Raw genomic sequence first — 21,306 nt, 5'->3', positions numbered from 1 at the left:
GATGAAAAAATATATTGTGAACAGGGAAAATTATCACAGCTTTCAAAATACCGGGGGAAAAATCAAAGGGCTTTTTGAACTGGAAGAATATGGATTTACTGTTCCTGAATGGTTTGGGGTAAGTCCGGAGATTTTTTACGATAATATTGAAGAAGACATTACCAGTTTTAGTGATAAAAGTGAAATTATAAAATTAACAGATAAATTTCAGTTTGGGGAGAACAGTATTCAGATTCTGGATGCCGCAGAGAAGCTTGGAGCTGCTGAATATTATGCAGTAAGGTCATCTGCACGGGCTGAGGATTCTGAAAAGTTTTCGTTTGCCGGTCAGCTGGAAAGTTTTTTATATGTAAAAAAAGAAGATATAGAAATTTATATAAAAAAAGTATGGAAGTCTATGTTTGCAGATCATATATATGAGTATGGAAAAAACAATAATATAGATATAAAATATGAACTTCCTTTTGTAATAGTACAAAAAATGATAAATTCCGAATCAGCAGGTGTAGCCTTTAGTAAAAATCCGGTAAACGGGAATAATGAAGCAGTGATCAGTGCTGTATACGGTCTCGGGTCAAGTTTGGTAAATGGGGAGATTTCGGGAGATACATATATAGTAAGTTTGGAAAATAACGAGATTCTCAGTAAACAGATAAATGAAAAAGAAATCATGCGTGTTTTGGATAATAAAAATGGTTCAGGTATTATAAATGTAGAAACAGACATCGACAAAAGAAATGGTCAGGTTCTGAATGATGATTATATAAAGAAAATCGCTCTTATAGTAAAGAAAGCAGAGGAAAAATCCGGGTCTCCTAGGGATATTGAATGGGGAATTGAAAACGGTGAAATTTATATATTACAGTCAAGACCTGTTACCACACTTGGAAAAAACCGGAAAAAAGAAAGGGAAATCATATGGGATAACAGCAATATTGTGGAAAGCTACAGCGGAATAACCCTTCCTCTTACATTTTCTTTTGTGAGAAGTGTTTATTCCAAGGTATACGAGCAGTTTTCCCTGCTGATGGGTGTGGATAAAAAAACAATAAGAGATTATCTGCCTGTGTTTAACTGTATGCTGGGATATCTTAACAGCAGAATTTATTATAATCTTTTAAACTGGTATAAACTTCTTACACTTTTTCCGGGATTTAAGGCAAACAGAAAGTTTATGGAACAGATGATGGGTGTAAAAGAGGAACTTCCCGAAGAAGTGGAAAAAAGTATAAAGGAAACCGGCAGTATAGGACGTTTTTTTAGCAGAGTAACACTTGTAAGGACTTTTTTGGGATTTGGGATAAACTTTATTTTTATAGATGTTAAAGTAAAAAGATTTAAAAAGCTTTTGAATAATACTCTTGAAAATAGAAATACAGGGGAAATGTCGGAATATGAGTTATATAATTATTATACAGAACTTGAAAATAAGCTTTTATATAACTGGCAGACCCCTATTTTAAATGATTTCTATACAATGATATCATTTGGGGTGCTGAAAAACAGAATACAAAAATATAAACTGGATACTGAAGACGGAATCCTTCATAATGAACTAATAGTACATGAAACTGAAATTATGAGTGTGGAACCTTCAAAATATATAGAAAAGATGGCAGATATTGTCAGGGATGAGGGGATAATAAATAATGCCGCTGATATAAAAAACTTTGAGAATAAAGTATTTGAAAGTGAAAAATTCAGAAAGATTTTTGATGAATATATGGAAAGATTCGGGGACAGAAGTATAGCCGAGCTGAAACTAGAATCACCAACATTACATGAAAATCCCGAACTTTTATTAAAAACAGTTTTTGAAACAGCAAAGAGTGAAAAACGGGAAAAGAATGACAGTTTGGCAGAATTGAAAGATAAAGAGAAAGAAGTATTTGATAAACTCAAGAGTAATATTATAAAAAAATACAGATTTAAAAGAACGCTAAGGCTCGCAAGGAAGCATACAGCACTGAGGGAAAATCTGAGATATGAAAGAACCAGAGTTTACGGCAAGGTAAGAAGAATTTTTCTGAGAATGGGCGAATTATTTCAGGAAAAGAGAATTATTGATAATAAAGGAGATATATTTTATCTCGAAAAAGATGAGATATTTTCTTTGATAAACGGGACTTCTACATTTCCTGACATGAAAAAAACAGTGGAGCTGAGAAAGATAAAGCTTGGGGAAGACAGAAAAAAGGACAGACTTCCTGACAGATTTAAAACTTTCGGGGTTATAAGCGATGATTTTGAGTATATTTCCCTTGATAAAGATGATAATCTCAATACTGATATAAGAAAAGGGACAGGCTGCTGTAAAGGAATAGTACGGGGAAAAGTTCAGGTAGTAATGAATCCTAATGAAACCGTTATAGAAAAAGGCAGTATAATAGTAGCACATTCCACTGATCCAGGCTGGGTAATGGTATTTCCTCTTGCTAAAGGACTTATAGTGGAAAAAGGAAGCCTGCTTTCCCACAGCGCAATTGTGGCAAGGGAGCTTGGCATACCGGCAGTGGTCGGAGTAAATAAGGTCACAGACTGGCTGAAAGACGGAGATATAGTGGAATTAGACGGAAGCACAGGAGTTATCAAAAAAGCGGAGGTATAATGGAGAGCGAAGTAAGCAGAAAAGTTGATTTTTCTATAATAAGATATGCGCAATGCTGGGAAGATCCGGAGATTTTACTTGAGGTGCTGGATATTAAAGAAGGGGATGTGTGTATGTCCATAGCATCAGCAGGGGAAAATACTTTTGCTATGCTGGTTAAGAATCCGGGAAAGATAATAGGAATAGATCTGAATCCTGTCCAGCTCAGACTTGTAGAGCTGAAAAAGGCCGCATTTCTGGCACTTGAATATGAAGAAATGCTGGAATTTTTAGGGTTTAGCGAGAGCAGAAGAAGAAAGGAATACTATGGAAAATTAAAGGATTATCTTTTGGGAGAAACTGAGAAATACTGGAATGAGAATATGGCTTTAATAGAGGCAGGAGTAATAAATACCGGAAGATTCGATAACTTTTTTCAGATTTTCAGAAAGAAAGTCCTGAGTCTTATTCACAGCCAAAAAAGAGTGGCGGAACTTCTTGAAAAGAAAAATAAAGAAGAAAGATATGAATTTTATAATAAAAAATGGAATAATCTGAGATGGAAGATTCTATTCAGAATATTTTTTTCAAAGTTCATTGTGGGAAAACTGGGGAGAGACCCGAGACTTTTTGATTATGCTGATAATACGAGTCTTTCAGCTGTAATGTCAGAAAAGGCAAAGTATGCTTTTACCGAACTTGATGTATCTGAAAATCCCTATATAGAATATATACTTACAGGAAAATATACCAAAAATCTTCCTTTTGCCATGAGAAAGGAAAATTTTCAAAAAATAAAAAGTAATCTGAACAGGCTGGAATTACACAATGTAAGTATAGAGAAGTATCTGGAAACTTCAGAAGAAACTATAGATAAATTCAATTTAAGCGATATATTTGAATATATCTCCAGTGAAAAGTACAAAGAACTTCTGGAAAAGATATATGAATTTTCTTCAAACGGTGCAGTATTAGCATACTGGAATATGATGGTACCGAGAAGCAGACCGGAAGAACTGGGAAATAAGATCATTTCCCTGTCAGAAACAGCAAAAAATCTTCATGCCATAGATAAAACATTTTTTTATTCCGGTTTTGTGGTGGAAAGGATAGTAAAATGAAAACACTGGTATTTATCCTGATAATTTTTTTACTGTATGGATTGCTTTTTTTGGTAATTGACAGACTGGAGAAGAAGGGGAAAGCAGATTCGGAACTAACAAGAAAACTTCTTCATATAGGATCGGGACTCATAGCTCTGCTGTTTCCGCTGATTTTTAAAACGCTTACAGGAGTGGTATATCTGGGAATATTCTTTATTATAGTGCTTTTACTGCTAAGAAATATGGAAAAATTCAGCGGAGGAATAGGAAAGGCACTTAGAAAAGAAGAAAGAAAATCAAGGGGAGATTTGTACTTTATAGTAAGTATAGTGATACTGTGGGTATTTTCATATTCAAACAGAATATTGTATTATATACCTCTTCTGATTCTCATTTTTCCAGATGCACTGGCAGCTTTGGGAGGAGTGAGGTTCGGGAAAATAAAATATAAATCCGTAGTAGGAGAAAAATCAGTAGAGGGATCAGCAATATTTTTCTTTGTTACATTATTCATAACATTGGGATCGCTGCTTCTTTTTACGCCTCTGGGTCTTGCAGAATCAGTGATAATTTCATTATTAATGGCGTTTTTGTCTATGATTCTCGAAGCTATATCATGGAGGGGACTGGATAATATATTTGTTCCCGTGTTAAGTTTCTTTATTTTAAAAAGTTCCATGGAAGCTGATATTTTCACCACGGGAATAAATCTTCTGGTTACGATAATTTTATTTTTAATAGTTATTTTCGGAAAGAAATACGCATCTCTATCAGACGATGCAGCTTTGACAGGAGCATTTTACTGTTATTTTGTATGGATTACAGGCGGTTTAAAATGGACTATGGCTACTCTTTTTCTTTATGTTTTATATAGAGCAGTTACTGTAAAACCTGACTTTGACAAAAAAGAACCTTATGATTTTTTCACAATGCTGATTATATGTCTGCCAGCACTTTTTTGGCTTGTTATTTACAGAATAACAAATACAGAGGATATATTTTATGTGTATCTCACAGTTATTTCATCACATTTATCCATAATCGGGACAGCGAGAATGAGATATACACACCCTGAAATAGATTTTAAGAGGGTGGTTTTAATAAACAGCCTGATAGGAATATCCTATCTTACAATATTTATGAATATTTTTTCAGATTCTTTTGAAAAAGTAATCTGGATTTTTTGCATAATAGCAGTATGTTTATCAACACTGATATTTAATTTTTTACAGCCTGAAAGAAAAAATTATACACTGAATAAACACAGGCTTATAAAACATCTGCTCACAGTATTTTTATGTTCGTTTATAGTTTTAATACCAATATGGGGAAAAATATTTTTTTAAAATAAGGTGGTTATATGAAGATAAATATTATTTCAGAAAATGAGCTGGAAAAATTTTGTAATTTTGAAAGCTTTGATCTGGACAGGGAAAATGTGAAGAAATGTGGTGCTTTGGAAAGTGTTGTTGCGGAAGATAAGGGGAATATTCTCGCAAGGGCGTCATTATGGAATGCCGGAAATAAAATACAGGGAAAAAAAACGGGATATATCGGACATTTTGCTGCTGAAAATAAAGAAGCGGGATTGTTTTTAACAGAGTATATGTATAAGAGGGCAAAGGAATACAGACTGGAATATCTTATAGGGCCTTTGGACGGGAATACATGGCAGAAATACAGATTTATAACAGGAGATAATAAAAATCCGTTTTTTCTGGAACCGTATAATCCGCCGGAATGGCCTGAAATATTCATGGAATCAGGATATGAAGTAATTGCAGAGTATTATTCCGTACTGGTAAAAGAGCCTGAGAAAAAATTCAGAGTATCAGAAAAATTAAAAAAAATGAAATTTTATTCTGATTTAGTGATAAAAAAAATTAATAAAGAAAACTTTGACAAATATATAAATGAAATATATGATATGTCTATAGAGTCGTTTAAGGATAACTTTTTATATTCGGAAATAAGCAGGGAAGATTTCATATCTTCTTATATGAAGATAAAGGATGTCATGGACTGTGATTTTATATATACCGCATATAAAAGCGGAAAACCCGCAGGTTTTGTCTTTGGAATCCCTGATTATAACGAGATGTCTTCGGGGAATAAAATAGAGACAGTAATTTTAAAAACTCTTGCAGTAAATCCTGAATATCAGAATTTCGGACTTGGAACAGTATTGCTGGAAAAATTTCATGAGACTGCTGTGGAAAAGGGTTATAAAAATATAATTCATGCTTTGATTCATAAAGATAATATGTCCGGGAAAATCTCCGGAAAATATGGTGAAATCATGAGAACATATCATCTGTACGGGAGGGTGATATCATGAATGTATCAGATATCCTAAAAGAACTTGCTGTAAAATTACCTAATAAAACAGCTGTTATTGATACTAAAACTTCATCAAGAATCTCATTTAATTATCTTGAAAAAAATTCATCTAAAATAGCCAATATGTTCAAAGAGTCAGGACTTCAGGAAGGAGATGGTGTTTTACTGTTTCTGCCGATGTCTGTGGAATTATACTCTATACTGGCGGCAATATTTAAGATGAAACTGGTAGCTGTTTTTATTGATCCTTATGCAGATTCAAATCATATAAAGAACTGCTGTAAAATACATCCGTTAAAGGCTTTGATAATTTCCGGGAAAAAAGCGGGAATGTTCTGCTATATGAACAGTGAAATAAGAAAAATACCTAATAAATACATGACTAACGGCAAAATGCCGGGATTCAGGAAATTTTCCGAATATGAAGATTACTCTTTTGATTTTTCGTGCAGTGAAACAGCTCCTGATACAAAAGCACTTGTTACATTTACCAGCGGGAGTACAGGAACACCGAAAGGGCTTTTGAGAACACACGGTTTTCTTGCTGCACAGCAGAAAGTGCTGGAAAAAACTCTTGAAATATCAGAACATAACAAAGTTTTAGTGGCATTTCCCATGTTTTTATTATCAAACATGCACAGCGGACTCACAAGTATAATTCCAGATACAGATCTGAGGAAAATAGAGGAAACTGACGGCGGACTTATTACAGGGCAGATAATGTCGGAAAGTGTGGATACAATACTTGCTCCTCCTTCATTTTTTGATAATATGATAGAAATACATAAAAATACAGGAAGAAGTATCCATAGTATAAAAAAGGTTATCACAGGGGGAGTACCTGTATTTCCTGAGATAATGGAAAACCTGAAAAAATTATTTCCTTATGCTGAAATAAAAATAATTTACGGCTCATCAGAGGCTGAACCAATGGCTGAATTATGCTATAATGAATTAGAAGAAAACGATGTGGAAAAAATGAAAAACGGCGGCGGACTTCTTGCGGGAAAAATCATAGAGGACATAGATTTAATGATAATAGAAAATGATCCTGAAATAAGCTTCGGAGATCCTGTGAATATACTGAAACAGGGTGAAAAAGGGGAGATTATTGTATCAGGTGATCATGTACTGGATACTTATCTGAATGATATAAGAGGCAGCGGGAATATGACAAAATTAGTAATAGAAGATAAATTCTGGCATAGAACAGGCGATCTCGGATATATAGATGATTCAGGCAGGCTGTGGCTTCTTGGAAGGGCAAAAGCAGAGATTTCCAGAGACAGTGAAAAAATCTATCCTTTTTCCATAGAAACAATGCTTTCTTTTGAAAAAGATATAAAAAGAACAGCAATTATCAGTAAAAAAGGTAGAATTCTTTTATTTATAGAAATTCATTATACAGAGGATAAAGAAGAACAGTTTCAGATTCAGGATAATCTGGAAGTGAAAATAAATGAAATGGGGATTAGCGCAGATAAAATAATTTTTATAGATAAAATTCCGGTGGATAAAAGACATAACGGCAAAATTGATTACGGCAGTCTGGAAAAATTATCCGAAAAATATAGTTAGAAGGCGGAAAAGTAATGAAACAAATTGATTTGGAAAAAGTAACATCGGAAGTGGAAAGATTATGTATAGAAGCAAATTACTTTCTTGATAAAAACATAATGGAGAAACTGAAAGCAGCGCTTGATAATGAGGTTTCCGACACAGGGAAAAACATCCTTATGCAGATAATAGAAAATGATGAAATAGCTGAAAAGGAACATGTTCCAATGTGTCAGGATACAGGACTTACAGTAGTTTTTCTTGAAATAGGAACGGAAGTAAAGGTAAACGGTGATATTTATGAAGCTGTAAATGAAGGTGTAAGAAGAGGATATGAAAATGGCTATCTGAGAAAGTCAATGGTAAAGCACCCTCTTGACAGAGTTAATACAAAAGACAACACACCTGCGGTTATTCATACAAAGCTGATCCCGAACTCTGACAAGCTGAAAATCATTGTAGCACCAAAAGGCGGAGGCAGTGAAAATATGAGTATGGTAAAAATGTTAAAGCCTTCCGATGGGACAGAAGGGGTAAAAAAAGCCGTGGTAGAAGCGGTTCTTAGTGCCGGAGGAAATCCCTGCCCGCCGATAATAGTCGGGATTGGTCTCGGAGGAAGCTTTGAGAAAGCAGCAATGCTCGCTAAAGAAGCTTTGTTAAGAGAAATTGATGATGAAAGTGCTGACCCGGTGAACAGAGAATTGGAAAAGGATCTTTTGGAATTGATTAATAAAACAGGAATTGGACCTATGGGACTCGGCGGGAAAAATACAGCACTTGCAGTTAAGGTGAATTCATACCCTTGTCATATTGCTTCACTTCCGCTGGCAATAAATATAAACTGCCATTCTGCGAGACATAAAGAAACAGAATTATAGTGTAAAATCAAGGAGACGAAATGAATATAGAAACCCCTTTGAAAAAAAACGATATAGAAAAATTAAAAGCCGGAGATATAGTAAAAATTTCCGGGATAATATATACAGCAAGAGATGCGGCTCATAAAAAGATGTGCGAACTGCTGGAAAATAATCAGGAATTACCTTTTGAACCTGAAGGGGCGGTTATTTACTACGTAGGGCCTACCCCTGAAAAGCCGGGACAGATAATAGGAAGTGCCGGACCTACTACCAGCGGAAGAATGGACGCTTATACACCGCTGCTTTTGGAAAAAGGATTAAAGGGAATGATAGGTAAAGGCGAAAGGTCTGATGAAGTCAAAAGTGCCATAGTAAAGAATAAAGCTGTGTATTTTGCAGCGGCGGGAGGTGCGGCGGCACTGATTTCCAAGGCAATAATAAGCTCAAGGGTAATAGCCTGGGAAGAATTAGGCACAGAGGCTGTAAGGGAACTGGCGGTTAAAGATTTTCCCGTTATTGTAATTAATGATATACACGGAAATGATCTTTATATTGAAGGTCAGGAAAAATATAGAGAAGAATAATATCATAAAAAGGAGAAAAGAATGTCTGTATTTGATGAATCACTGAAACTGCATGAAAAAAACAAGGGGAAAATCGAGGTAGTATCTAAGGTAAAGGTGGAAAACAGAGAAGATTTGAGTCTTGCATATTCTCCGGGAGTAGCCGAGCCTTGTAAGAGAATAGCTGAAAATAAAGAGGATGCCTACAAATATACATCGAAGGGAAATATGATAGCAGTAGTAACAGATGGTTCTGCTGTGCTGGGGCTGGGTAATATAGGACCGGAAGCTGCACTGCCGGTAATGGAAGGAAAGGCAATTTTATTTAAGGAATTTGCCGGAGTGGATGCAATTCCCATTTGTCTTGATACACAGGACACCGAAGAGATCATAAAAACGGTGAAACTTCTTGCACCGAGTCTTGGCGGGGTAAATCTTGAGGATATATCAGCACCGAGATGTATAGAAATAGAGAAAAGACTGAAAGAAGAGCTGGATATTCCTGTTTTTCACGATGATCAGCATGGTACTGCAATAGTAGTAACCGCCGGACTTATAAATGCTTACAGATTCTTGGGGAAAGATCTGAAAGATGCAAAAGTGGTGGTTAACGGTGCAGGAGCAGCAGGGAGTTCTATCTGTAAGATGGTAAAAGAGCTTGGAGTGAAAGATATTATTGCTGTGGATAAATCAGGAATTCTGAACAGAGATGATATCAGCGGATATAATGAACTTCATAAAGAACTTGCCGAAATCACAAATACAGATAATAAAAAAGGAAATCTTGCAGACGCCTTGGCAGGAGCAGATATATTTATTGGTGTGTCAGCGGGAAATATATTAAAAAAAGATATGGTAGCGAATATGAATAAAGATGCGGTTATTTTCGCCATGGCAAATCCTGTGCCTGAAATAATGCCCGAAGATGCTTTGGAAGCAGGCGCAGCTGTAGTGGGAACCGGACGTTCCGATTATCCTAATCAGATAAATAATGTATTGGCATTTCCGGGGCTTTTTAGGGGAGCGCTTGATGCTAAATCGAAGAAAATAACAGAAGATATGAAAATAGAAGCTGCAAAGGCTATAGCATATATTCTTGAGGATGGTGACCTAAGAAAGGATTACATAATTCCTGATGTATTTGATAAAAGAGTGGCGGAATATGTGGCGGAAGCAGTGAAAAAGGTAGCTGTAAACAGCGGAATATGCAGATAAAACGAGCCTGATTTGTAAATGAAAGTGGTTTATTTTTAGTAAAAGCAATAAGACAGTTTTTAATTTTAAATTTTTAATATGAAATTATTGTATTTAAGGAGGTCTAATTATGGCAAAAGAAGAGAGCAAATTATATCTTGATGAAGAGGAAACAGGACTTGCAAGAGAAACAAGCCATCCGAATTTTGTGGAGTATTTCAGTGAAGAATTCTATTATGACTGTGCTGATGATGAAGCACCTTTCGGAAATGACAATGGTGCAGATACACTTTATGAACTGGAAGACTTATTTAAAAGCGGTGATTATGAGGGGAAAATATTTACACTTCCCAAAAGAATTGTTTCTGAAATATGGGACTTTCATTATTTGAAACCTGATAATTTTAGCAAGAAAAAAATAACAGAACTTATAGAAAAAGACGAATACTCCCTTATAGCTACAGATCAGGTAATAATAGCAGTAGCATTGGGCGAGATAAAAATTACCGGGAAAATAAGTCCGGAATTAAAAGAACTGGCTCTTAATGCAATGAAACGTCAGAAAATAGTATTTGAAATGCTGGGTTATGAAGGAAGCGATACATATGATAAGATTATGGAAGATTTAGAAAAATTTCCGGTTTAGGAGAGAGCAGCGAAAAAATGACGAAAAAAATATTTTTGCCGGTAATATTAATTCTGACTGTTGTATTAATATATCAATGCAGTATGGGGAAAAACAGGAATGAGCAAAAGGAGGTTTCAGACATGAAAAGTGAGATTATCAATGCAGTGGAGAGTAATGACTATAATAAAACAAAAGAGTTTCTTGAAAAAGGGGCAGATGTGAATGTGAAAGATGAGAGAGACAGAACGCTTCTTATGATTGCAGTTTATAATAATAATTATGAAATTTCAAAACTGCTTATAGAAAATAAAGCTGATATTAATGCACAGGATGATATGAAAAACAATCCTTTTCTTTATTCAGGTGCAGAAGGGCAGCTCGATATACTAAAGCTTCTTGTAAAAGCCGGGGCAGATACAAAAATTACGAACAGATATGGCGGAGTAGCTTTGATCCCTGCTTCTGAGCGTGGACATACCGAAACTGTAAAGTATCTTCTTGAAAATACTGATATAAATGTGAATCATATAAATAATCTCGGCTGGACGGCACTTCTCGAAGCGATTATTCTCGGAGACGGCGGGAAAAAGCATATTGAGATTACAGATTTGCTTCTGAAACACGGAGCCAATCCTAATATAGCAGACAAAAACGGTGTGACTCCGTTTATGCATGCAAAAGAAAGAAAGTATAAGGAAATTGAAAATTTGCTGGTAAAATCAGGAGCAGAGCAATAATAAAACAGGGAGAGGACTTTTTATGAAAAGCGAAAAAGAAAAGATGTTAAATGGTGAAAATTATAATGCTTATGATGAAATACTGGTAAAAGAGAGAGCGAGTGTCAGAAGAGCTGTAAGGGAATTCAATGATATAAGTGAAGATGAACAGGAAAAAAGAGAGAAAAAAATCAGGGAAATCTTTGGAAAAGCCGGAAAGAATGTATACGTAGAATCTCATTTTAAATGTGATTACGGCTATAATATAAGCGTCGGAGACAATTTTTATGCTAATTTTGACTGTGTTTTTCTTGATGTATGCAGTATAGAAATAGGAGATAACTGCTTTGTGGCACCGGGAGTGCATATTTACACTGCTACCCATCCACTTGATGCAGCAGAAAGAACATCGGGAATAGAGTCGGCCAAACCTGTAAAAATAGGAGATAATGTATGGCTTGGCGGAAGAACTGTAGTGAATCCCGGAGTTACCATAGGGAATAACGTAGTGGTAGCTTCAGGTTCGGTAGTAGTAAAGGATATTCCGGATAATGTGCTGGCAGCAGGCTGCCCTGCAAAAATAGTAAAAAAAATATAGAATATTAATATAAAAATCCCCTGAATATTCATCCAAAACTCAGGGGATTTTTTATTTTACGGTAATAACCTTAAAAAAGTTATCAATAATTATTTCTTTAGTATACTGTGCAAGTATAGATTTTATGAGATAAACTTTATGAGTTATTTCAAGGGCAATGTCATTTTCCTTATGATTAAGCAGTTTTGCCTCGTCTTTTGTGAGCTGTACACCTTTTATCTCTTTGGAATCATGGCTTATTTTATATCCTGAAGTATTCTCGATAAAGTCGAACATAGATTTTTCCACTACTTCCTTAGTCATTTCCTTAAATAAAAATTCCGGCATATATGTCTCTTCTATGACCTTCGGCACTTCATCTATAATCCTTACTCTCAGATAATGGAAAAAATTACTGTCTGGATGAACATTAAACATTTCGGAAAGTTCTTTATTTTTTACATTTTTTTCAAATTTTACTACTTTTGTCTTTAGAGTATGTGAATCCAGCATTTCGGATAAACTCTTCAAATTCTGGTCTTCATAAAATTCCGGAGGATTTACAAATATTCCCGATCCTTGTCTGGAATGAATAAATCCTTCTTTTTTCAGCATGGAAATTGCTTTTCTGATGGTAGTACGGCTCACTCCGTAATAATTACAGAGCATTACTTCCCCGTCAAGAGGACTCCATGACTGATATTTCTTATTTAGTATTCTCTGTTTTATATCTTCATAAATATCAATATATTTCAAAATTACCTCCAAATTTGTAGTGATTATTTTGTTATCTCTTTATATCATTATATAACTAATGCTGTAAATAATCAATAAAAATAGATAAGAATAAGAAAAATACTCTTTTATACCGGTTTCGGCAATAAAAGAGTATTTTTTCCTGTTCTGGTTTTTACAGCACCAGCTGTCTTTTTCTGTAACGTATAGATTTTATTCCAAGTGAAATAAATGCTGTAACAAGTGAACCTAAAATCATAGCCAGTAATGCAAGAAACGGTTTATTCATTGCACCAAGAAGAACTATGATAGGGCCTCCGTGCGCCACACTGCATGTAACTCCGAATAACAGAGAAGCGATACAGGCTACTGCACTTCCGATCATATTAGCCGGAAATACTGCAAGAGGATCGGCAGCGGCAAAAGGTATTGCACCCTCTGAGATACCTACAAGTCCCATTGCAAATGCAGCCTTACCGTTCTCGAATTCTTCCTCGGAAAAAAGCTTTCTTCCGATAAATGTAGAAATAGCCATTCCCAGAGGAGCTACAGGAATTGCACATGCCTGTGCACCCATAAATAAAGTCTGTCCGCTGGCAATCAATCCAAGGTTAAAGAGCAGTACAACTTTCCCGAAAGGGCCGCCCATGTCGAATCCCTGCATAAGTCCCATTACCAGACCTATTACTACAATACTTCCAGACGAAAGATTAATCAGCACATTTGTCATAGCTGTCATTAAAGAAGCTATAGGAGCACCAATAATAAAGATAAATACAGCACCTATAAATAATGTACCAAGAATAGGAATAATCATAATAGGTAAAAGCGGCTGGAGTATCTTAGGCCAGTTAAACTTTTTCATAAATAATACAAAGTAACCAACAAGAAATCCGGCAATAATAGCACCTATAAATCCTGTTCCAGACGGGGCATTGTAGAAAGAACCGTCATTGGCAATCCATCCTCCTATAATACCCGGAGCAAGAGCCGGTCTGTCACCTATAGCATAAGCTATATATCCTGCCAATATAGGAATCATAAGCTTAAAACCGAGAACTCCTATATTCAAAATACTGTTCCAACGGCTTTCTTCAGGAATCTGTAATCCCTGAGGAGTAGGCTTTCCGCCAAGTGCCAGAGATAAAGCTATTAAAATTCCACCGACTATTACGAAGGGAATCATGTGTGAGACACCATTCATAAGATATTTGTAAATATTACCCCTAGCAGTGGAGAGATTCAGCTTACTGCTGTTTTCTTTGTTTTCCGAAGAAGCTTTTTCTGCTAATTCCTCCTTATATACGGGGATATCTTCGTTCAGTACTCTTTCAATAGTTTCATCAGCACCTTTTACAACTTTTTTTATTGGGACAAAAAGCACTTTTTTCCCGGCAAATCTGTCTAAATCAACCTGTTTATCGCATGCAACAATGACAGCCGCTGCCTTTTCTATTTCTTCAGGTGTGGGAGAATTTTCTACGCCTATTGATCCGTTTGTTTCTACCTTAATAGAAATACCGGCTTTTTCGGCAGCTTTTTGCAGGCTTTCAGCAGCAATGTACGTGTGAGCCACCCCTGTAGGGCATCCTGTTACACCAATTAGAAAGATCCCGTCATTCGTCTTATTTGTTTCCATAAAGTCCTCCTAAAAAAATTCTTTAATATTTTTCTACAAGTAGAGTATACCCCGAAAATATAAATTTGTAAATACTAAATTTTAAATATAAATTTGTTATTACAAATTTATATTTACAAAGTAAATAAAGTGTGGTATATTTAGTTCAAGAGAAGTAACTTATTAGATATGGAGGAATACTTATGAATGATAAAAGCGTAGTTGAGCAAGTGGAAGTAAATAAAAAGGTAGAATGTGAAAAGACACTTGAGGAACAGCTTAATGTAATGGAAGAATATACCAGAACACACGAGAAATATTCAAACGGTAATATTTTTAAAAGAGAACTGGAATGTCTGAAAGTAATATATCCGAAAATGTTCAGAAATATAGAGAAACAGGATCTTGTTCTCGGTCGTGTGGACGCACTTCCTGTAGGATTCGGGAGTGTGACTTCTATAGGCGGAGTGGGGCATTATTGTATCTTTTCCAAGTTAAAGGCTTTCAGGGAAAAACTTACTGATGAAACTATGAAAGCAAGAGTAGATGTAATGGAAAAATACTGGGATAAAAATGATACAAGAACTATATATTTTAATGATGTGCTAAAAGATGACACAATGGGAAAATTTGTGGATGTAAAGTATCCGGCAATAGCTACTGCAAGGCTCAGCGGAATGTATCTTAATTATAACATTCTGGTAGAAAACGGAGTATCAGGACTAAGAGAGATTCTTACGAAAAAACTGGAAAATACAAATGATGAAAAAAAACAGCATGTTTATAAAAGCTTTTTAGGATGTCTTGATATGCTTGTAAAAACAGCAGATTATCATATAGAACTGGCAAAAACAGCTAAAAATGAAGCAGATGAAAAAAGAAGAAAAGAACTGGACAATCTGATCACGGCAATGGAAAATATAAAAGTAAGAAAACCGGTAACATTACTGGAAGGTATACAGCTTACATGGTTTTTCAGCCTGCTGGCAGCTGTGGTAAATTTCGGAAGAATGGATGATTACCTTGGAGAACTGTTAGCAGCAGACCTGAAAGCCGGAAGACTTACCGAAGATGAAGCCAAAGAGTACATAAAATCACTCTTTAAACTGATTGAATTCAGAAAAACAACAGTAAACGGAAGAGTAATAGTAGGCGGAAAAGGAAGAAAAAATCCAAAAACTGCTGATATATTCTGTAAACTTGCAATACAGGCAGTAAGAGAAAATAAAGATACCGAACCTCAGTTTACATTGAGAATTTATAGCGGAATGAACGAAGAAATCTATAATGATGCTTTGGATGCAATAGGTGAGGGACTAACATATCCTATTCTGTACAATGATGATGTGAATGTTCCCGCAGTTATGAATTCTATGCAGGTAGATGAAAAAACAGCGGAACAGTATGTACCTTTCGGGTGCGGGGAATTTGTTATATCCGGGAAAAGTGTAGGAACACCAAATACATGTATGAATATACTGAAAATTTTGAATATTTCGTTAAACGGCGGGATAGATCCGTGGGATAATTTAAATAAAAGCGGAGGTGTGGAATTAAAAACACCTGATAAAATAACAGATTTTAACGAAGTAGTCAGCCAGTATAAAAAGCTTCTTGATTATTATATTGATATCACATCAAAAGCTCAGGCATATTCATATAAAGTGATGAATAATCTGTGCGGCTTTATATTTACAAGCCTTCTTACAGACGACTGTATAGGAAGGGGAGAGATGCTTCTTGACGGCGGAGTGGAGTATCTCGGCGGAACAAATGAATTATACGGCAATACTAATGCCACAGATTCATTAACAGCCATAAAAAAAGTAGTATTTGAAGATAAAAAATATACACTGGCAGAAGTAGTGGAGGCTGTGAATAAAAACTTTAATGGTTTTGAGGAGATGAGAAGAGCACTGGTAAATGCGCCGAAATACGGTAATGATGATTCTTATGCAGATGATATAGCTGTGGATATACATAATTACATCTGTAATGGTATAAGAAATTCAGCAAAAGAAGCAGGATTATTTTCTTATCTGGTTGTTATAATAAATAATCAGGTAAATACAGAATGGGGAAGAGCAACAAGCGCTTCTGCTGACGGAAGACTTTCGGGAGTATATATGAGTAATGCAAATAATCCCCAAAGCGGTGCAGATAAAAACGGTCCTACGGCAATGTTAAATTCACTGGTAAAATTAAAAGCAAATCTTCATGCCGGTTCTGTACAAAATATAAAATTCAGCAAAAATATGTTTAACAGCAACAGAGATATAATGAAAGGCATGTTCAAAACTTATTTTGAGAACGGCGGCCCTCAGTTAATGGTAACTGTGGTAGGAAAAGGAGAGCTCGAAGAAGCATATAAGAATCCTGAAAAGTTTCCTAATCTTGTAGTAAGAGTAGGAGGATTCAGTGCAAAATTCGTAAATCTGGACAGAGATGTACAGGAAGAAATTTTGAACAGAACGCTGAATGATTAAGAAAAGAAGCAGAGCATAAATATTTCGTATCAAACAAAGATTTGGAGTAAGTAAATAAATGAAAGGATAAAAATGGACAGAAAAGGAGTCATACTGGATATACAAAAATTTTCAATACATGACGGTCCGGGAATAAGAACAACGGTTTTTTTGAAGGGGTGTCCGCTGAACTGTCTATGGTGCCATAATCCTGAATCAAAAAAATTTCAGCCGCAGTTATCATATGATGCAAATAAATGTATAATGTGTGGTAAATGTGAAACAGTATGTCCGGCAAATGTACATAAATTTGAAAATAACAAACACTGTACAGATTATTCAAAATGCATATTATGCGGTAAGTGTGTCGAAGCATGTCTGGTAAATGCATTAAGTATATATGGAAAATCAATGAGCGTAAATGAAATTATATCCGAAGTAAAAAAAGACAAAAAATTCTTTGATAATACAGGCGGAGGGATTACTATTTCAGGCGGAGAGCCGCTTAGTCAGCAGGAATTCACAGCAGCTCTGGCAAAAGAGGCAAAAGAGCAGGGAATACACGTAACTGTAGAAACAAGCGGTTTTGCCTCAAAGGAAAGTGTGGAAAGAGTAGCAGAGTATACTGACTTATTCTTGTTTGACTATAAAGTAAGTGAGGATGAATTATCTGAAAAATTAATAGGTATTAAGGATTTAAACAAAATTTTAGAAAATTTGGACTTAATTTGCTCAAAGAAAAAGGATATAATAATAAGATGTCCGTTTATACCCAAACATAATATAACAGAAAAACATTTTAGGAAAATAGCAGAGCTTGAGAAGAAATATCCTGATCTTCTGGGAATAGAAATTCTTCCTTATCACAATTTTGGCAAGAATAAAGCAGACAGTATAGGTGATGAGTATGAGGTGGAAGTAAAAATGCCCGAAGACAGTGAAGTGGATAGCTGGCTTGTGAAATTCAGGGAACTTGGATGTAAAAAAGTATACAGAAACAAGTAAAGTAAAAAGTATTTTGGAGGAAAAGAAAATGAGTACATTGATTAATGAAAATCTTATAACACTGCATTTAGATGCGGCAAATAAGGAAGAAGTGCTTGTAAAGCTCGCAGAACTTATACAAAATGACAAAAAGTTAAACTGTGTCTGGAAAGAAAAAGAACTGGATAATTGCCAAAAATGTAATTTCTGTCATACAGAAGGTTTTGTAGCGGCACTGAAAGAAAGAGAGGAAAGTTATCCCACATCTGTAGGTTATTCATTTGCTATTCCTCACGGAAAATGTAATTCAGTGGTGGAATCGGGAATTGCCTTTGCCAGACTCACAAAAGAGATAGAATGGGATGAAGACGAGGAAGTAAAGTATGTTTTTATGATAGCAGTATCTGAGGAAAATGCCTCAAATGAACATTTGGAGATACTGATAAAACTTTCAAAATCTATTTTGGATGATGAATTCAGGGAAAAACTGGAAAATACAGATTCAGAATCAGAAGTATTGGAACTTCTGAATAAATATACAGCATAAAATAAGAATAAGGCTGATTGCTGAAATATAACTTGAAATCAGATAATAACTGAGAATAAGATATATTTTACACTTAATCAAGCCTTATTTTTTTGCTTAGCAGATAAATTAATATACTAATTTATCTGCTAATATTTTTTATAAAAAAGAACGTTGTTCCAAAATGATTTAAATTAGATTATAAAACAATGCTTGGTTCATATAATATTGTTAAAATGTTTAGCTTGATTTTTTAAATATATAGATATAAGATAAAATAATTAAATAAATATAAATTTTTTTTATTGACAAAATGATATAAAAGAACTATAATAACTAATAGGAATATAGTTCCAAAAGTGTTTTTTGGAGAACAAACTTTAAAGCATATAAATATCAGTACTTTCTATTGATAATCATTTTTTGGAATTAATAATCAATATAAAACCTACGTCATTTTCGGAACTATGTTCCATAATAATATATTATTAAAATTTATAATTGGGTGAGAAAGTAGAATTTTATAAACGGAAAAAGTTTCAGGCAACAGGGATATTAAAAAGACCGTTATAAACATAATACAGTTTTTTGTGGCTTATACAGTAAAAGGGCAGGTAATTAAGTATAGAGTGAAGGATTTTATGTTTTTTGGAAATTATAAAACAAAATACCAGAAGGCGGTTGATATAAAATGTACAATGAAAAAAATAATTTAGAGTCGGAAATTTTGAAACATTCTGACCAAGAGGAAGAAACTGAGAAAAAAATTCAGAGAAAAAGCAGCTCAAAAAAGAGATCTGCCAAAAGAAAAAAAAGAGAATACATTGAGTATGATAAAGAGATACTTTTAGATTTGATAAAAGAAAAGATCAAAGCAGGAGAATTAAAACATATATCCAAAATAGGGAACCTAAAAGGAATGCCCAGCTACAGATATATAAAGAAACTCTGGACTCCTGACGAACTAAACGAGATATTCGGAATTAAGCTGAAAGTATATTCATATACCAACGGAGAAATAATAAAAGAGTATTACAGAATAAAACAAAATTACGATGTAATAACTTCGGATGTAATGAAAAAAGAAACTGGTATATGTATAGACTCTATCAGAACACGTTTTGGAAGCTGGAACAAATTTCTTATGTTTCTCGGTGAAGAACCTGTAAGAAACTTAAAAAGAGCGGAACATTCCAATGAAGAGCTAATAAAGCTGTACAGGGAAATATCGCTGAAAATAGGAAAAGAAGTATATGGAGCTACTTTTTCGGATTTGAAAGAAAACGGATTTCCTTATTCAAGATCGGTATTATCAAGCAGATTTACAGATATGAACAGTTTGAGAAGACTGGCAGGTTTTGAGATAAAAACTGAGAGAATAACAAAATATTCAAAACAAAAATTAAAAAATATGCTGTTTATGAACTATAAAAAATACGGAAGAAGATTAACACAGACAGAAATAAAAGATCATAAGGAATTACCAAATCCTTCAATAATTTTTAACTATTTCCAGACTACAGAAATAACAAAAGTATGGAATGAAGTACTGGAAAATATAAATGTATAAAAGCAGAGAATAAAAAATTATCGATTTGAAATCTAAAAAAGTTTTTAGAAATTTAGGAAACTGAATTGTCTGAGAACTTTTTGCATATAGATTATATTTATAGCAGCATGTTTGTAAAATTTTGTTGTTTTATAAAAAAATATACATATGAATATAGAAGTAATATTTAGCAGGAATTTATAACTTTGCTGCTTAATATGTAAAATATACCGGAATGTCAGGTCTTTTGGATCTGACATTGTTTTTTTAGATGAAATAAACATTTATATTTTTGGAAATTTTAAAATAAAAAAACTAATAAAAAAATAATATGGAAATAAGTGAATATAATTCAAATATATGATAAAATATAATATATATTTGGGATATTATAACAGGCTGTATTTGCAGATGAAATTGTTTAACATCGGACAAAGTAACAAAAATATTAATTAAGCCTGTAAACGCACCAATATTCGTATAGTCAGATTTTTTATGGAGAGAGGAAAAATATGATAATTCAACTAAATGACAAAATTAAATCAAGACTTACCAGTTCGGAAGAGCAGGTAATAAAGTATATTAATGAAAATGATAATAAACTGGTTGATATGTCAATAGTGGATATAGCCGAGGAAACATTTACCTCTCCCGCCACGGTTTCAAGGGCAATTAAAAAATGCGGGGTTAACGGCTTTATGGAACTTAGATATAATTTATCCAAAAAGAAGGAAGAGATAAACAGTTCCAAAGACATAAACGAAATTTTCAGCAAATCATTAATAGAAACAAGACAGACACTGGAAAATATTTCTGTTAATCAGATACTGGAAGTAATTGAGCTGATACAGAAAAGCAAGAAAATAATAGTAGTAGCAAGAGGGCTGAGCGAACTCGTCGCTACAGAGTTTTCACTGAAACTGGAACTTATGGATTTTAATGTATTTACCATATCAGATCCTAATATTATGAAAAAGTTCAGCAGGGAAGCAGATAAGGATCATCTTTATATAGCCTTCACGCTAAAAGGAGAAGATCAGGATATTCTTACTTCTATAAGAAACGCTCATTCACGTGACGCAAATGTAATTGTGTGTTCATGCGGGAGCAATAAGGAGCTTAGGAAATACTCAGACCATATAATCATGGGATATAAGCACTCCAATATTTCAATAAAAAAATTCGAGGTAACTTCGAGATTGCCGTTATTTGTAATATCAAGGGTTATTCTTGACTATCTTGTAATGAATCTGGAAAAATAAATTATTAGATATTAATATTAAGAGCAGAGTCAGTGTAAAAAT

The 21,306-nt window shown here is 34.3% G+C and carries 18 protein-coding genes; 16 read left to right on the top strand and 2 right to left on the bottom strand.

The window, feature by feature from the left end; genetic code table 11:
* The first annotated feature begins 1 nt into the window (after nucleotide 1).
* From NK213_RS00825 to NK213_RS00775, 11 genes are all read left to right on the top strand, one after another.
* Nucleotides 2-2,608, top strand: coding sequence for a PEP/pyruvate-binding domain-containing protein (locus NK213_RS00825; protein WP_253346035.1), 2,607 nt, complete (start codon nucleotides 2-4; stop codon nucleotides 2,606-2,608).
* Nucleotides 2,608-3,708 (top strand): DUF3419 family protein, encoded by a 1,101-nt coding sequence (locus NK213_RS00820; RefSeq protein WP_253346034.1) that lies wholly within the window; start codon nucleotides 2,608-2,610, stop codon nucleotides 3,706-3,708. The genes NK213_RS00825 and NK213_RS00820 overlap by 1 nt, the downstream gene beginning before the upstream one ends.
* The gene (locus tag NK213_RS00815; protein WP_253346033.1) at nucleotides 3,705-5,036 is read left to right on the top strand and encodes a diacylglycerol/polyprenol kinase family protein; all 1,332 of its coding nucleotides are present in this window, start codon (nucleotides 3,705-3,707) and stop codon (nucleotides 5,034-5,036) included. The genes NK213_RS00820 and NK213_RS00815 overlap by 4 nt, the downstream gene beginning before the upstream one ends.
* A gap of 14 nt (nucleotides 5,037-5,050) precedes the next feature.
* On the top strand, nucleotides 5,051-6,028 hold the full coding sequence (locus NK213_RS00810; RefSeq protein ID WP_253346032.1) for a GNAT family N-acetyltransferase: 978 nt from the start codon (nucleotides 5,051-5,053) through the stop codon (nucleotides 6,026-6,028).
* Complete coding sequence (locus NK213_RS00805) at nucleotides 6,025-7,608, top strand: AMP-binding protein (protein WP_253346031.1); 1,584 nt, start codon at nucleotides 6,025-6,027, stop codon at nucleotides 7,606-7,608. The genes NK213_RS00810 and NK213_RS00805 overlap by 4 nt, the downstream gene beginning before the upstream one ends.
* Before the next feature lie 14 nt (nucleotides 7,609-7,622).
* Entirely contained in the window at nucleotides 7,623-8,465 is an 843-nt protein-coding gene (locus NK213_RS00800) for a fumarate hydratase (RefSeq protein WP_253346030.1), read from the top strand.
* A gap of 20 nt (nucleotides 8,466-8,485) precedes the next feature.
* Complete coding sequence (locus tag NK213_RS00795; protein ID WP_253346029.1) at nucleotides 8,486-9,031, top strand: Fe-S-containing hydro-lyase; 546 nt, start codon at nucleotides 8,486-8,488, stop codon at nucleotides 9,029-9,031.
* 21 nt (nucleotides 9,032-9,052) lie between these two features.
* Nucleotides 9,053-10,225: an NADP-dependent malic enzyme gene (locus NK213_RS00790; protein ID WP_253346028.1), complete on the top strand. Its 1,173-nt coding sequence runs from the start codon at nucleotides 9,053-9,055 to the stop codon at nucleotides 10,223-10,225.
* Between the two features lie 109 nt (nucleotides 10,226-10,334).
* Entirely contained in the window at nucleotides 10,335-10,850 is a 516-nt protein-coding gene (locus NK213_RS00785; protein ID WP_253346027.1) for a hypothetical protein, read from the top strand.
* Nucleotides 10,851-10,972: 122 nt separating this feature from the next.
* Nucleotides 10,973-11,569, top strand: coding sequence for an ankyrin repeat domain-containing protein (locus tag NK213_RS00780; protein WP_253346026.1), 597 nt, complete (start codon nucleotides 10,973-10,975; stop codon nucleotides 11,567-11,569).
* Nucleotides 11,570-11,591: 22 nt separating this feature from the next.
* Nucleotides 11,592-12,146: a sugar O-acetyltransferase gene (locus NK213_RS00775; protein ID WP_253346025.1), complete on the top strand. Its 555-nt coding sequence runs from the start codon at nucleotides 11,592-11,594 to the stop codon at nucleotides 12,144-12,146.
* Nucleotides 12,147-12,197: 51 nt separating this feature from the next.
* Here the strand turns inward: NK213_RS00775 and NK213_RS00770 are convergent, their stop codons facing one another.
* Nucleotides 12,198-12,881, bottom strand: a complete 684-nt coding sequence (locus NK213_RS00770; RefSeq protein WP_253346024.1) for a GntR family transcriptional regulator — start codon at nucleotides 12,879-12,881, stop codon at nucleotides 12,198-12,200.
* Between the two features lie 154 nt (nucleotides 12,882-13,035).
* A complete protein-coding gene (locus NK213_RS00765; RefSeq protein WP_253346023.1) occupies nucleotides 13,036-14,499 on the bottom strand; it encodes a PTS fructose transporter subunit IIC in 1,464 nt (487 codons plus the stop codon).
* A 182-nt stretch (nucleotides 14,500-14,681) separates the two neighbouring features.
* Between NK213_RS00765 and NK213_RS00760 the strand changes: the two genes are divergently transcribed.
* From NK213_RS00760 to NK213_RS00740, 5 genes are all read left to right on the top strand, one after another.
* Nucleotides 14,682-16,964, top strand: a complete 2,283-nt coding sequence (locus NK213_RS00760) for a pyruvate formate lyase family protein (RefSeq protein ID WP_253346022.1) — start codon at nucleotides 14,682-14,684, stop codon at nucleotides 16,962-16,964.
* A 72-nt stretch (nucleotides 16,965-17,036) separates the two neighbouring features.
* Complete coding sequence (locus NK213_RS00755) at nucleotides 17,037-17,948, top strand: glycyl-radical enzyme activating protein (protein WP_253346021.1); 912 nt, start codon at nucleotides 17,037-17,039, stop codon at nucleotides 17,946-17,948.
* Nucleotides 17,949-17,976: 28 nt separating this feature from the next.
* Nucleotides 17,977-18,474: a PTS sugar transporter subunit IIA gene (locus tag NK213_RS00750; RefSeq protein WP_253346020.1), complete on the top strand. Its 498-nt coding sequence runs from the start codon at nucleotides 17,977-17,979 to the stop codon at nucleotides 18,472-18,474.
* Nucleotides 18,475-19,144: 670 nt separating this feature from the next.
* Entirely contained in the window at nucleotides 19,145-20,023 is an 879-nt protein-coding gene (locus tag NK213_RS00745) for a hypothetical protein (protein ID WP_253346019.1), read from the top strand.
* A 491-nt stretch (nucleotides 20,024-20,514) separates the two neighbouring features.
* Complete coding sequence (locus NK213_RS00740) at nucleotides 20,515-21,264, top strand: MurR/RpiR family transcriptional regulator (protein ID WP_253346018.1); 750 nt, start codon at nucleotides 20,515-20,517, stop codon at nucleotides 21,262-21,264.
* Nucleotides 21,265-21,306 lie beyond the last annotated feature (42 nt).

It is taken from the genome of Sebaldella sp. S0638, assembly GCF_024158605.1.
Lineage (GTDB): Bacteria > Fusobacteriota > Fusobacteriia > Fusobacteriales > Leptotrichiaceae > Sebaldella.
This window is presented reverse-complemented; position numbering and strand designations above follow the sequence as displayed.